We start from the raw sequence: 13,847 nt of genomic DNA, 5'->3' as shown, positions 1-13,847 counted from the left end.
TTCTAATGCCTAAAGACTTTAATGAACTCCCTCGTCAAAACGAGAAAAATGAAGCTTTGGATTATGTGAAGGCTCTTATTGACCAGGCAAGAATTGATGGTCGAAATGAAGATGTAGTTCAGCTCGATAAAATTATAAAACTTCTTAATCGTAAGAAGTATGGATTAGTTTGGGAAGAACACGCTGAATTGGTCGAGGAAGAAATGAAAACAAGGATTCCTGTTTTCATTGAAGACGAGACCCGAAAAATAAGAGCAAATCCAGAGGATAAGGATTACAATTTTCTCTTAGAGGGGGATAATTTACACAGTTTGCATCTATTAGAGAAAACTCATGCGGGTAAAATAGATGTAATTTATATCGACCCGCCGTATAATAGAGGAAAGACTGATTTTAAATATAATGATTTATATGTAGATAAGTTAGATTCGTTTAGACATAGTAAATGGCTTTCATTTATGTCTGCTCGCTTGCATTTGGCACGTGGTTTGCTAAAAAAAGAGGGTCTTATTTTTATATCAATTGATGATTATGAATTTTCTCAACTGAAATTGTTATTAGATTCTATTTTTGGTGAGGAGAATTTTGTAAATACTTTTGTTTGGAAGAGGAATTCTAGCGGTAAAACAGAAAAAGACAAATTTACAGTTAATACTGAGTATGTTCTTCTGTATTCAAAAACTAGAGATTTTGTGTTAAGCCCCGCATATAAACCATTATCTGACGCAACAATAAAGTCATATAACAAAGATGATAAAGACGGAAGGGGAAGATATGCAAGTATTAGTCTGCAAAAACCAAAAGATCCTGGTCCTGAAACTACTTATGATTATGTTGATAATTCTGGAAAAGTATGGAACTGTCCTGCTAAAGGTTGGCGAATGACATACGATAAGGTGAAAGCTTTAGAAAATGATAATAGACTTATTACATCAGGAAAAACCTTGCGTGTAAAAGATTATTGGAATGAAAGAGCATCGGAAGGGAAAAGAATTGATACTTTATGGTCAGATTTGCCAGAAAACACTACTGGGAGTAAAGAACTAGATAAAGTGTTACGAGAGAAAGGTAAGTTTGATAATCCAAAACCTACAAAACTAATTGAAAGATGTCTACAAATCAGTACAAAAGATGCACTCGTTCTCGACTTCTTCGCTGGTTCGGGTACTACGGGTCATACAGTTGCTCAATTAAATAAGGAAGATGGTGGGAATCGCAAATATATTCTTTGTACCAATAATGAGAATAATATTTGTGAGGAGGTAACTTACAAACGATTGACAAATATTCAAGATGACTTGCCTCATAATCTAAAATATTTCAAAACGAAATTCCTTTCCAAAGATGACGAGGAGCTAGAATTCAGTCTTCTACATCATGTCCATACCCTTATTGAGTTGGAACATGGTATTGATTTGAAAGAGAGTGACAAAGCAACAGCATTTTCACTTTCAGAATTGAGGAAACTTGATTTGAGTGGTATAAAGACGGTCTACGTTCGTCAGCAATCCCAGGCCATGATGGAAAAGTCAGATTTAGTTCGTTTCGAAGGCATCGAATTGATTGATGTACCAGAATATTATTTTGCTAAAGAAATGAGAGAGGCAGGTTTATGATAGATTTATTTCCTTTTCAAGAGCAGGCAGTCCAGACCCTGCAAGATAAATTTTTCTATTCCCAAAAGCAAACTACAGTTTTCTATGCACCGACTGGAGCAGGAAAAACAGTAATGCTCATTAAGCTCATGGATCGAATTATAGAGCATAACCCATATCCTTATGATTATGTTTTTGTATGGTTGACACCTGGTAATGGAGAGTTGGAGGAGCAATCTCGGTCCAAGGCTAAAGACTATGCCACTTTTGTGAAAGCGCAGACATTAGATGACGCATTGATTTCAGGGTTTGAAAAAAATACAGCAACTTTTTTAAATTGGGAGAGAGTTAAGAATAGTCAAGCGCTTGCCTTGCGGGATGGAGAGACAAAAAATCTTACAGCCCTTATCAAGAATGCAAGATTACAAAATTTACATTTCATTCTGATTATTGATGAGGAACACAGAAATCAAACGGATAAGGCACAACCGATAATTGACATGTTTGATGCGGACAAAATCATACGAGCTTCTGCAACACCGAAATCATCTTCCAGTGAATACGATAATGTACAAGTCAATGACGAGGATGTGATTGCACAGGGGCTAATTGTCCGAAATGTTGAACTCAATCCTGACGGTGTCGATGGGGATGTTGTTGACAATATGGTTCAGTATTTTTTAGATTCAGCAGATGATAAACGTAGGAAAATCAAACATGCTTATAAAGAGCTAGGACTAGATATCAATCCCCTGGTTTTGATTCAATTTCCTGATGAGAAGAAAGCAAATAAAGAGGAGCGTAATAATCTAATTTCGCAAGTACGAGAATATTTAGCAGAAATTGGTCAAGATGACAGTCAGGTAGCTACGTGGCTGGCAAATGAAAAAATCAATGTTACTTCAATAGAAAAAGCAAATAGTCCAGTTAACTACTTATTGATGAAGCAGGCAGTTTCAACTGGTTGGGATGCGCCAAGGGCAAAGATCTTAGTTAAACTGAGATTAAATACCGAACCTAATTTTACATTGCAGACCATTGGTCGCATTCGTCGCATGCCACAGCAGAAGCATTACGATAATCCTATTTTAGATAATGCTTTTATCTACTCCAACGATCAATCTTACATTGCTGATGTTTTGAGACAAGGGGAGGGGAGTTTTATTGCGACTTATGAATTACAAGAGGGTATTCCAGATTTTCAATTGATATCAGTTAAGCCTAACGCTAGGACAGGATTGACGAATGCTGAGATTGTTGCAGCCCTTAGAAGTCAATTTAAGAAAGACTACGGTTTGGTGGAGCAAAACGGTCATCAGAATCAGGAAAAACTTGAGAGTTTTGGTTATCGATTTGGAACAAATATTAGGCAAAAACTCATTCAATCGGATAAGTTAGAAAGAGATATTCTATCTGACAAACTTCGAAGTTATCAAGTAGGCGTTACAGTTAATCTCAAAGATAATAGGCTTGATTTACTCAATGCACAGCAAAAACTTCAGTCTCATTTATATCGAGATACAGCTAGTGATGTCAACGTGATTCTAGTTGAGCTTTTTTCTAACCGAAGTGAGCATCCTCAGAAAAGATTTTTAAGCCTCAAACCTTCAGAATTTATGGCATTTGTCATTAACAATTATCATTTAATCAGGAATACAGTAAAGAATGCAGATGCACAGGGGTTGTTTGATAAACAACTATCCTTGGAGTATGGTATTAGTCATGACGAAGTCGATTTGGTTCCGTTTATTCTACCCAAATATGAAATGTATCAAGTTATAAAAGGGCGTTCAGGGAGAGTTTTCACGAAAAATGTCTATAAAGGTTATGGCGAAAACAACTGGACTAATAGTAAAACTCCTGAAATTGCATTTGAGAAATGGCTCGAAGAATCGTCGGAAGTCTCTTGGTGGTATCGCAGTAAGGATAGAGGAGAAAAGTATTTTTCAGTTGCATACGGTCACAAAGCAGAAGGATTTTTTCCTGATTACATTTTCCAAGGGAGAGATGGGATTACATATATTGTAGAAACAAAAGGTGGCAATAAACAAAATATTGATAAATACTCAGAAGCAAAATTTAAAGCCTTGAGAGAATGGTCTGAAAACTCCAAAACGAATCCCCATGGAGCTAAATTTGCTTTTGTTCGTCCTATTAAGAATAGCATTGGAGAAGTAATAGGCATGCTGTTCAACAATACAAGTTGGAAAGAAGATATGTCGGATCGCAATCATTGGAAACCCATTAGCGAATTCTTTAAAGGTGATTTGTTTTAGCGAATCTACTATGTCTGTTTGACTTATTGAAATTATTCGTGACTTATGACACCTGACAAAAATACCTCTTACCAATTTATCTGGTTAGAGGTATTTTATTCAACTTCATCTATAATACCGGCTTAATGAACAATCTTCCCTCACCCAAGTCAATCAATTCCACCTGATTGCCATAAAAATCGCTGAGGAGTTCAGGTGTCAGGATATCTTCTTTGGGTCCCTGTGCCAAGACCATGCCATCTTTGAGCAGGAGGACATGGGTGAAATTATCAGTGATTTCCTCTGCGTGATGGGTAACGTAGATAATGGCAGGAGCCGTTGGGAGTTGGCAGATATGGTCAATGTGGTGGAGCAGGCGTTCGCGGGCTAGAAGGTCCAAGCCCACAGTAGCCTCGTCCAAAATCAAAATAGCCGGTTCTTCCATCAAACTGCGGGCAATCAGCAGGAGTTGGCGTTCTCCTTGTGACAAACTAGCATAGGTACGACCAATCAAGTGCTCGGCCTTAATAGTTTTGAGCATGTCTATGGCTTCATCCAATTCAGCTTGACCGTATTCACGGTAGAGGATGGAGGATTTGTACTTTCCAGTCAGGACAATCTGCTCAGCTGTCAAATCAATGGGAAAGCGTTCGGCAAGGAAAGAACCAACGACCCCAATCTTAGTGCGTAGGCTAGGAATATCTCCCTTACCAAACTCCACTCCAAGAACAGTCAGGTCACCAGAGGTCTTCCAAAACTCAGCCATTAAAATACGAAGGAGGGTTGACTTTCCAGCCCCATTTAGCCCTAAAATAGCCCAACGCTCGCCTTTTCTAAATTCCCAGTTGATGTCTTCTAAAATAGTTTTACCTTGTCGTTTATAGTGGACATTCTTCATCGAAATAATCATAGTTGCTCTCCTATTCCTTTTGATTATTGTAACATAAACAGACATGGGGGACTAATTATAACAAGAAATATGTTAAATTTTAGAATTTGTGGTATAATGGGAATGTTATAAATTTTATTATAGGAGAACATCATGGAAGACCCTGGTAGTCAGACCATCTATTTACAACTGTTAATTTTATTCTTATTGACCCTGTTCAATGCCTTCTTTTCAGCCTCTGAAATGGCGCTTGTTTCTCTAAATCGTTCAAGAGTAGAACAAAAGGCCGCAGACGGTGAGAAGAAATATATTCGCTTGCTTCAAGTTTTAGAAAATCCTAACAATTTTCTATCAACCATTCAGGTTGGAATTACCTTCATCTCTATCCTTTCAGGTGCCAGCTTGGCTAATGATTTGGGAGCTGTATTTGCCAAATGGATGGGGAATTCAACAACAGCGCAAACTGCAGGATACTGGCTTGCACTGGCTATGTTGACTTTCGTTTCAATCGTTCTTGGTGAATTGTACCCTAAGCGGATTGCCATGAATATGAAGGAAAATCTGGCAGTAGTCACTGCACCTGTGATTATTTTCCTTGGAAAAATTGTGAGTCCGTTCGTGTGGTTATTATCAGCTGCAACGAATCTTATCAGCCGTATTACTCCTATGAATTTTGATGATGCGGATGAGCAGATGACACGGGATGAAATTGAATATATTTTGACAAAGAGTGAGAAAACCTTAGATGCCGAAGAAATTGAAATGCTTCAAGGTGTGTTCTCTTTAGATGAGCTGATGGCACGTGAAGTAATGGTTCCCCGTACGGATGCTTTCATGGTGGATATTGAGGATGATACAGCAACCATCATGGCAGCCATCCTCAAGCAGAATTTTTCACGTATCCCTGTTTATGATGGCGATAAGGACAATATCATTGGTCTGATTCATACCAAGAAAATCTTGTCAGAAGCTTTCAGTAATGGCTTTGACAATCTTAACATCCGCCGCATTATGCAGGAGCCTCTCTTCGTTCCAGAAACGATTTTCGTGGATGATTTGTTGACATCATTGAGAAATACCCAAAATCAAATGGCCATCTTGTTAGATGAGTATGGTGGAGTTGCAGGTCTCGTTACCTTGGAAGATTTGCTGGAAGAAATTGTCGGGGAAATCGATGATGAGACCGATAAGACAGAAATTTTTGTTCGAGAAATTGCTGACAACACCTATATCGTCCAAGGGAATATGACCTTAAATGACTTCAATGAGCATTTTGAGATGGAGTTGGAAAGTGATAACGTTGATACGATTGCTGGTTATTATCTAACAGGAGTCGGTACCATTCCGAGCCAAGACGAGAAAGTTTCCTTTGAAGTGGATAGTAAAGATCACCACCTGGTTCTTATTAACGATAAGGTAAAAAATGGTCGCGTAACAAAATTAAAACTCTTGATTACACCACTGGAGAAAGAAGAAACCGATAAGGACTAGGGCAACCTAGTCTTTTATCTTTTTTCTTAAGGAAGGTGATATAGTAGAGTGAATTAGAAACAGGACATATCTAAGTTTGTTAATTTGAGAACTCTAAAGTTATTTTAGGAGTGGGTTATTAACACTATAACTTAAAACTATCCTTTTCCTAATTCAAACCGCTATAGTTATGAAAGAAAAAAAGTAAATGATAGAAGCGTTTTCATTTTTGTGGTATACTATTCATATTAAGTGATGAGGTTGAGATGATGACAGAAATTGATTATCGTAAGGTTACTGGATTGGTTCATTCAACAGAGAGTTTTGGTTCTGTTGATGGACCTGGTGTGCGTTTTGTGATTTTTATGCAAGGCTGCCACATGCGGTGTCAGTATTGCCATAACCCAGATACTTGGGATTTGGTCAATCCTGCTGCAACTGAGAGGACTGCAGAAGATGTGCTCAATGAAGCCCTGCGTTTTCGTATGTTTTGGGGAAAAGAAGGTGGTATTACTGTTTCTGGTGGCGAGGCGACCATTCAGATAGACTTTTTGATTGCTCTCTTTACCTTGGCCAAAGAAAAAGGTATCCATACCACTTTGGATACCTGTGCTTTAACTTTCCGTTCGACTGAGCGTTATTTGGAAAAATACAATCGCTTGATGGAAGTAACAGACTTGGTGCTTTTGGATATTAAAGAGATTAATTCTGATCAGCATCGAATTGTCACAGGTCACAGTAATAAAACGATTTTGGAATGTGCCCGTTACCTATCGAATATCGGTAAGCCAGTTTGGATTCGTCATGTCTTGGTGCCTGGCTTGACAGACCGAGATGAAGACTTGATTGAGCTGGGAAAATTTGTCAAAACCCTTACCAATGTAGAGCGGTTTGAAGTCTTGCCTTATCACAATCTTGGCGAATTTAAGTGGCGTGAATTAGGAAGACCTTACCCACTAGAGGGGACCAAGCCACCGACAAAAGCACGTGTAGAAAATGCAAAAGCATTAATGGAAACGGAGTCCTATCAGGAGTACTTGAATAGAATTAAGGGATAAACGTGAGAGGTCGGAGATTGATGCGAAAAAGATTTAATGTGTTAGGGACAAGTATCGCCTGTCTCTTGTTTATTGGGCTTATGCTAGGCTTGTTCTTTTTGGGAGAGCGAACACAAAAGGAGCAAACCAAAGTTGCAACGACATCATCTAGCCAAGAAATATCTGCTAGGGACAAAGTGATTGCAAATTATCTAAATCAGATGACCTTAGAAGAAAAGGTCGGACAGATGATCTTTGCTCGAATGCCATCTACAGGACAAACTGAGGCATTGGAAACCTATCATTTTGGGGGCTATATCTTATTTGCAAGTGATTTTGAAGGTAAGACACTGGAGCAGGTTGAAGAAGAGATTGCTTCTTATCAATCACTTTCAAAAGTACCGCTATTAATGGCTTCAGATGAGGAAGGTGGAACGGTAACGAGGATTAGTCAACTTCTGGAAACACCTTTTGCATCACCTTTGGAATTGTACCAATCTGGCGGCATTGAGGCGATTTTGTCGGACGCCAAGCAGAAGACCAGTCTTTTAAAGGAAGAGGGAATCTATGCAGGCTTCTTCCCAGTTGCGGATTTATCCACCGATCCATCATCTTTTATCTACGATAGGACCATTGGACAGGATGCGAAAACCACCGCAGACTATATTGGTCAATTGGTCAAATTGTTAAAGCAAGAACAGTTTACTTCGACCTTGAAACATTTCCCAGGCTATGGGGACAATGCAGATTCGCATACGGATTTGGTCTATGACAATCGCAGTTTAGAAGAATTACGGGCTAATGATTTTCTTCCGTTTAAGGCTGGTATTGAAGCAGGAGCTGACTCCATTATGGTCAGTCACAATATCGTATCTGCCATTGATGATGTCCCATCATCCATTTCACCTGAAATCAATAAAATCCTTCGGAATGAGCTTGGTTTTGAGGGTGTCATAATGACGGATGATTTTGATATGCAGGGATTGGTCCAATTTGTAGATCAAGATACAGGTGCCTTGCAGACCATTCAAGCTGGGACAGATATGATTTTGTCTTCAAGCTATGCCAGTCAAATTCCTTATATTATCGAACAAGTAAAGGCTGGAACTATAACAGAGGAGCGGATTGACCAATCCGTCAAACGGATTTTGGGAATGAAATATGATCTTGGCTTAATCAAATAAACAAAGAAAGGGAGCGGGAAAGAACTCGACTGGTCAAAAACATACTAAGATTAGTAGTGAGGAAATCTCCGACGGGAGAGAGTAGTCACTACTTTTTCTTTATGATAAAGTAGAGGTGTCTTGTTAAGTCGAGAACTCTTTTGACGCTAGACGTCGCATCAAAAACTGGCAAGGCACCTGTTTTAGAAAGAATGTTATCAAAGTATGTGGGACGCCTGACGTCGAGTATTGAAAATGACATCACTAAAACAAGGAATCATTCAAGACAAAGAGGTAATATCATGCGTGCAGTTTTTGGGATTGATGTGAGTAAGGCAAGTTCAGAAGTGGCCATTCTAGTCAATGGTGAGAAAGTTCATGGCTATACCATGTCCAATGACGCCTTAGGCTTTGCTCGGCTACTTGGCGATTTGAGAACCGTCCATAAACCAGAAATCATCTTTGAAGCAACAGGTGTCTATTCTCGCCGTCTCCAAACTTTTCTGGATGAACATGGCTACGCTTATACACGGCTTAATCCCTTAGAAGCTAAGAAGCAACTGGATAGCTTGCGTGTGCGGAAAACAGATCAAATTGACGCCGAAAAACTGGCTCAATCTCAATTTGTGCTGAATCGTAAAACCACTTATGTTCAAGAAGAAGTCTATCAAGAACTGCGAGATTTAAGTCGCTTCTATCAGAACTTAACTGAGGACATCGTTCGAGCTAAAAACCGTCTGCACAAGGTCTTGCAAGTCACGTTTCCAGAGATAGAGACTGTCTTATCAAAGCCAACTGGGGAACAATACTGGAACTTAGTTACTGCGTTTCCTTGTAAGGACTTCGTGCTTGAGTTAAGCAAGGATGAACTCTTAGAGAGCATTCGTCAATCCACTTCAAAACGGATTTCGGACAAGCGTGTGGCGTACTTAGCCGAAAAGCTTACAGCACTAGCTAATCAATCTTATTGTGCCGTTAAGAAAACCTCTCCGATCATGGAAGAGGTTCGTTACTATGCAAAAGAATTGCTTAGACTTTCTGAACAGAGACAAACTGTTCTAGACCAAATGGTGGAACTAGCTCAGCCATTACCTGAATATGACATTCTGCTCTCTATTCCTGGAATAGCTGAGACTACTGCAACAAGTATTATTGGTGAACTGGGAGATATTCGCCGTTTTCAGTCTACCAATCAAATCAATGCCTTTATCGGTATTGATCTGAGACACTATGAATCTGGCAACTTCCTCGCTAAGGAACACATTACCAAGCGTGGCAATCCCTACGCTAGAAAGATTCTGTTCAAATGTATTCACAATATCGCTTCAGCTAGTCACACCAATCCTTGCCATATAGCCGACTTTTATGAGAAACGAAAAAGACAATCGCAAACGACTTCTACGAAGCCACACACGATTGCCTCCATACATCGTCTCATTCGGACAATGTATTACCTCATTACGCATAATAAGCTTTACGATTATACTTCTACCCAAAATCGGTAAAACTGTTTATGCAATATTATTGTAACACCTTATCAAAAAATTTCAACATAAGGTGTTCATTTCGTGTACTCTTTTTTACACGAAACTTTAGTCCAAAAGAAAACAATTTCCTTATTTGGATGACGAGACACAAAATATTTTTCATCAAATACCTTGATAGGCTTGACAAATGGTAGAAAAGAGTTCGTCTTCCCGCCCCCCGCACAGTTGATTAGGTTAGATTTGGAGTGTAAAACACGAACAAATCTACCAATCAACCACTGCGCTGAGATGTTGACACGAACCCTGAGAAGCGAGGTTGGTCTTTTTGCCCAGCCTCTTTTCGTATTATTCTAAAACAAGCTTAGTTTTTATACCATCCACATCGACAAAGGCTACGCTATTGTCTAGTCTTTGAAGGTTTAGGTTTGCAGCAATGGCACGATTCAAGGTTGCTTCAAAAGCTTCTTGATTGGAATAGATGACCGTATAGTAGGCAAGGCCTGGCATCCCTTCTGTCCGTGTTTGGAGATGTTTGCCACCCCATTCATTGACAGCCAGGTGGTGATGGTAGTCGCCAGAAGCTAGCCAGGCTGCAGATTGGACGGAGAATTTATCCTCGACAGCTAGGACTTCTTGGTAAAATCGGCTAGAAGCAGCGCTTTCTCGGACAGATAGATGGACATGACCCATGCGACTGCCAGCTGGCATCTGATAGGCTGCGTCAGCTTTTTTCCCTAAAGCATAGATCGTCTCAGCATCCATAGGCTCAGTAATGCCGACGATACGGCCGTCCGAGCGGACATCCCAAGAGTCTTGCGGGAGGTCGCGGTAAATTTCGATGCCATTACCTTCGGTGTCGGCTAGGTAAATGGCTTCGCTGTAACCGTGGTCGCTGGCACCTTGGAGGGGAACTTTGTTGTCGATAAAGTGGCGGAAAATGGTACCTAAGTCCTCTCGGCTAGGTAGGACAATGGCCAAGTGGTAGAGTCCGTAGCTGTGGCTAACTTCACCTTTCTGCTCTGTTTGAATAAGTCGAATAAGGATGTTTTTTCCAACGCCTAGGTCAATATGGTTAGGACTTTGGGAGAGAACTTGCAGGCCCAAGACCTGTTGGTAAAATAGGCTTTGGAGTTCCAGATTGCGGACATTGAGGGCGACGTGGCCCAGTTCAAATTTGGAATTGTACATGGGAATACCTGACTTTCTGATACAATTTATAGGAATTTTCGAGTTAGTTAGTATCTTTTGGTGAAGTAATGTGTGACGAATAGACTTTAGAAAATTGATTTTTATCTCATAGCTTTCTCAACAAGTGCGCTATCTACGATTTGGATAAAGTGTGTAATTTTATTTTCAGCATCAAAATCGTAAATATGGACAAAATCTGCTTGGAAGGACTTCTGAGTAAGGTTGTAGGTCCCCTTGTAGTAGCCATAAACCATGACACGGTTTCCTGAAAAGGCGTAATCAACAGGTGTGGCACTATAATTGGTCCATTCAGAACCTAGTCTTGCATGGACGTTTTCGATCACTGCATTTGGACCGATATAGGTACCAGCATAAGGAAAGCCTGCAGCTTCTGTCCAAGAGACATCAGCAGCCAAATGGCTCTTGAAATCTTCTATTCGACCTTGAGCAGTAGCTAGATAAGTTTCTTCTAAAATATTTTTATATAATTGATTTTTTGACATACATTACCCCCATGGTATTTCACCGGTTAAGACTTTAGCACTCAATTCCAAGACTGCCTCGTTACGAAGATTAGGGAATTTTTCTTTCATTTTAGCGACAAAAGTAGCTGAGTCTTTGACTTCATTTTTTAATTTGATTGCTACTTCAATATAGGCAATTGAAAAATCAAGTGCTTGAGAATCAAATGAACTTTCACTATCTGCATGACCTGGAATAATGAGAGATGCATCCAGTGCCTTCATATCTTTTAATCGATCTTGCCAGGCTTTCAATTGCTCGGTAGTTTGTGAATCTGCTAAGAAGAGATGAATTTGATTAAATGTATTGATACCGCCAATAATGGTTTTGGTTTCTGCATTCCAAAGATTGATTTGACTTGGTTCACTACCAAAAAATTCCCATTTATCACCTTCAAATTCTAATGTAGATTCTTGAATGAGCGCTGGTAAAATAATATTTTTAGGAGCTTGGTCACCTAAAGAGCCTCCCCATACCTGTAATTTTTTTGATACAGTTTTTAAAATATGGTCGATAACATAAGACGTTGCATAGACAATGACTTCTGGGAATGATTTTTTGATAGGCTCAAGAGCAAAATAATAGTCTGGATCCCCTTGAATGATAAAGATTTTTTCTAATGTCAGTTGCGCGTCTTGTAGATAGCGAACAATTCGCTCTCCTTCTGATTGTTTAAACCCTGAACCTACAAGGAGAGCCTTGCCATTTTTAATGATTAAGGTCGCCGTAACCATAAAACTTGATTCGTCATTTGTAAAGATGTGTAATTCTGTTCCATTTTGTAGCTTATAATGTTTTTCCATAAATAGTTGCCCTTTCTATTGCGTAATAGCTGCTTGGAAATTTTTTTCCAAATCGTCTACTGTGCGAACTTGGTTAATAAGATTAAAGAAGTTCCCGTCTTTTTCAAGTAACAAGGTTGGGAAAGAGGTTACCCCCATTTCATAAGCCTTGATAAAGTCTGGGTGTAGATTTTCTGGTTGATTCAAGATGCTTGATAGTTCTTCCATAGCCTTTGTAGGTAACTGATAGGTACCGATTAGGCTGGTGTAACTGTCTGCTTGATTGAGGTCTAATCCATCTTCAAAAAATAAGGCTTGAATATCTAATGTCAGCTGAGCAAGCTGGTGTGGTTCAACATAGTTTTTCAAGACTGAGTAGGCTCTAGCAGGACCAAGGGAGTCCATGGTAAAGTCCTTATTCTTAAACAATTGATTGTAGTTATCGCCAAAAGACATTTGGTAATAGCTTTCGATTTGTTTGTTGATGGTCTGTGCCTGCTGGAAATCAGCCATTTTCTTTTTGTTATCGCCGACAAACAAGCCTCCGTTAATGACCTCTATTTCTATGTCAGGATGGTCTTGCATGAATTTTGTGAAAATGTGGTTAAAGCCGTAGGTCCAACCACAATAAGCATCGATGATGTAATATAGTTTCATTTTATTTTTCTTTCATCTTATTTTCTTGGTTTTTGATTAGAATTTACCATTGCTATTGGAAGTTTTGGAATCTTCCTCAATTGGCACAATAACATCCCAGAGTTCTGCAATTTTATCATCTTCAACTCTATAAAGGTCATGGAAGGATGTATATTGACCTGTAGAGTCTAAGCTTCTAACAAAGCTTGAGCTTGAGCTTGCAGACCAGCGATGGCTTCTACTGACAATACCAACTGTCCAGTTCCCCATGCTTCTGGATTGACAGTTGTACCTGTAAATTCACCAACGACTTGCATACGAACAAACGGTAGGAGTGCATGGTAGCTAGCGAACATTTGGTCGTGTCCAGCATTGGCAACAGATGATACAGTAACAATTTTGTCTTGTAGGGCAGATGGTCCACGTGTTTCTGACAAATCTAGGGCACGGCTGAGCCAGTCAATCAAGTTCTTCACAGTCCCAGGGATTGCAAAGTTGTAAACTGGTGAGAAAATCCAGATAGCATCTGCAGCCATAATCGCATCGCGTGCAGCTTGGACAGCTGGCAAGACTGGTGTTTCAAAATCTTGGTTCATAAGCGGGATTTCTTTATAGTTAAGATAAGATACAGTTGCTTGACCTTCTAAGATGCTTTCAGCCTGTTTAGCCATTTGGTGGTTGAATGAACCTTCACGTAGTGAACCAACGATAAATAGAATGTTTTTCATGTTTTTTTCTTCCTTTTTTGTAAATATATTTTTGAAAACTGAGATTAGTGACATAGAGACTCCTTTATACTTATATAGTGCAATTGATGTTCATT

General features: G+C 39.4%; 13 protein-coding genes. 6 read left to right on the top strand and 7 right to left on the bottom strand.

Annotation, left to right across the window (positions count from 1 at the left end):
* Nucleotides 1-5: 5 nt before the first annotated feature.
* Nucleotides 6-1,616, top strand: coding sequence for a site-specific DNA-methyltransferase (locus CWM22_10210; protein ID AUC92243.1), 1,611 nt, complete (start codon nucleotides 6-8; stop codon nucleotides 1,614-1,616).
* Nucleotides 1,616-3,871 carry a restriction endonuclease subunit R gene (locus CWM22_10205; protein ID AUC92885.1) on the top strand — a complete coding sequence of 752 codons (2,256 nt, stop codon included), beginning with the start codon at nucleotides 1,616-1,618 and terminating at the stop codon, nucleotides 3,869-3,871. Before CWM22_10210 ends, CWM22_10205 begins: the two co-directional genes overlap by 1 nt.
* A gap of 109 nt (nucleotides 3,872-3,980) precedes the next feature.
* Here the strand turns inward: CWM22_10205 and CWM22_10200 are convergent, their stop codons facing one another.
* Nucleotides 3,981-4,760: a molybdenum ABC transporter ATP-binding protein gene (locus tag CWM22_10200; protein ID AUC92242.1), complete on the bottom strand. Its 780-nt coding sequence runs from the start codon at nucleotides 4,758-4,760 to the stop codon at nucleotides 3,981-3,983.
* A gap of 132 nt (nucleotides 4,761-4,892) precedes the next feature.
* Here CWM22_10200 and CWM22_10195 point away from each other — a divergent pair, with 132 nt between their 5' ends.
* The 4 genes from CWM22_10195 (at nucleotide 4,893) to CWM22_10180 (ending at nucleotide 9,914) form a co-directional block, all read left to right on the top strand.
* Nucleotides 4,893-6,230, top strand: a complete 1,338-nt coding sequence (locus CWM22_10195) for an HlyC/CorC family transporter (protein ID AUC92241.1) — start codon at nucleotides 4,893-4,895, stop codon at nucleotides 6,228-6,230.
* Between the two features lie 245 nt (nucleotides 6,231-6,475).
* Complete coding sequence (gene pflA, locus CWM22_10190; GenBank protein ID AUC92240.1) at nucleotides 6,476-7,267, top strand: pyruvate formate-lyase 1-activating enzyme; 792 nt, start codon at nucleotides 6,476-6,478, stop codon at nucleotides 7,265-7,267.
* Between the two features lie 20 nt (nucleotides 7,268-7,287).
* Complete coding sequence (locus CWM22_10185) at nucleotides 7,288-8,430, top strand: beta-hexosaminidase (GenBank protein ID AUC92239.1); 1,143 nt, start codon at nucleotides 7,288-7,290, stop codon at nucleotides 8,428-8,430.
* Between the two features lie 281 nt (nucleotides 8,431-8,711).
* Nucleotides 8,712-9,914 (top strand): IS110 family transposase, encoded by a 1,203-nt coding sequence (locus tag CWM22_10180; GenBank protein ID AUC92238.1) that lies wholly within the window; start codon nucleotides 8,712-8,714, stop codon nucleotides 9,912-9,914.
* Nucleotides 9,915-9,970: 56 nt separating this feature from the next.
* Here CWM22_10180 and CWM22_10175 read toward each other — a convergent pair whose 3' ends face one another.
* The 6 genes from CWM22_10175 to CWM22_10150 form a co-directional block, all read right to left on the bottom strand.
* Entirely contained in the window at nucleotides 9,971-10,171 is a 201-nt protein-coding gene (locus CWM22_10175; protein ID AUC92237.1) for a hypothetical protein, read from the bottom strand.
* Between the two features lie 70 nt (nucleotides 10,172-10,241).
* Nucleotides 10,242-11,084 (bottom strand): glyoxalase, encoded by an 843-nt coding sequence (locus CWM22_10170; GenBank protein AUC92236.1) that lies wholly within the window; start codon nucleotides 11,082-11,084, stop codon nucleotides 10,242-10,244.
* 101 nt (nucleotides 11,085-11,185) lie between these two features.
* On the bottom strand, nucleotides 11,186-11,587 hold the full coding sequence (locus CWM22_10165) for a ketosteroid isomerase (protein AUC92235.1): 402 nt from the start codon (nucleotides 11,585-11,587) through the stop codon (nucleotides 11,186-11,188).
* Between the two features lie 3 nt (nucleotides 11,588-11,590).
* Nucleotides 11,591-12,409: a cytoplasmic protein gene (locus CWM22_10160; GenBank protein ID AUC92234.1), complete on the bottom strand. Its 819-nt coding sequence runs from the start codon at nucleotides 12,407-12,409 to the stop codon at nucleotides 11,591-11,593.
* Nucleotides 12,410-12,424: 15 nt separating this feature from the next.
* Nucleotides 12,425-13,045 (bottom strand): thioredoxin, encoded by a 621-nt coding sequence (locus CWM22_10155; GenBank protein AUC92233.1) that lies wholly within the window; start codon nucleotides 13,043-13,045, stop codon nucleotides 12,425-12,427.
* A gap of 167 nt (nucleotides 13,046-13,212) precedes the next feature.
* Nucleotides 13,213-13,752, bottom strand: a complete 540-nt coding sequence (locus tag CWM22_10150) for an NAD(P)H-dependent oxidoreductase (protein ID AUC92884.1) — start codon at nucleotides 13,750-13,752, stop codon at nucleotides 13,213-13,215.
* Nucleotides 13,753-13,847: the final 95 nt, after the last annotated feature.

Source organism: Streptococcus suis (assembly GCA_002831545.1).
Classification (GTDB): domain Bacteria; phylum Bacillota; class Bacilli; order Lactobacillales; family Streptococcaceae; genus Streptococcus; species Streptococcus suis_P.
Note: the sequence above shows the minus strand (reverse complement) of the source record. Positions and strands in the feature narration are given on the sequence as shown.

Coding starts and splice junctions, on each gene's coding strand:
- CWM22_10170 (AUC92236.1), bottom strand. CDS start 11,084: ATGTACAATTCCAAATTTGAACTGGGCCACGTCGCCCTCAATGTCCGC.
- CWM22_10210 (AUC92243.1), top strand. CDS start 6: ATGCCTAAAGACTTTAATGAACTCCCTCGTCAAAACGAGAAAAATGAA.
- pflA (AUC92240.1), top strand. CDS start 6,476: ATGATGACAGAAATTGATTATCGTAAGGTTACTGGATTGGTTCATTCA.
- CWM22_10180 (AUC92238.1), top strand. CDS start 8,712: ATGCGTGCAGTTTTTGGGATTGATGTGAGTAAGGCAAGTTCAGAAGTG.
- CWM22_10160 (AUC92234.1), bottom strand. CDS start 12,409: ATGGAAAAACATTATAAGCTACAAAATGGAACAGAATTACACATCTTT.
- CWM22_10200 (AUC92242.1), bottom strand. CDS start 4,760: ATGATTATTTCGATGAAGAATGTCCACTATAAACGACAAGGTAAAACT.
- CWM22_10155 (AUC92233.1), bottom strand. CDS start 13,045: ATGAAACTATATTACATCATCGATGCTTATTGTGGTTGGACCTACGGC.
- CWM22_10150 (AUC92884.1), bottom strand. CDS start 13,752: ATGAAAAACATTCTATTTATCGTTGGTTCACTACGTGAAGGTTCATTC.
- CWM22_10165 (AUC92235.1), bottom strand. CDS start 11,587: ATGTCAAAAAATCAATTATATAAAAATATTTTAGAAGAAACTTATCTA.
- CWM22_10185 (AUC92239.1), top strand. CDS start 7,288: ATGCGAAAAAGATTTAATGTGTTAGGGACAAGTATCGCCTGTCTCTTG.
- CWM22_10195 (AUC92241.1), top strand. CDS start 4,893: ATGGAAGACCCTGGTAGTCAGACCATCTATTTACAACTGTTAATTTTA.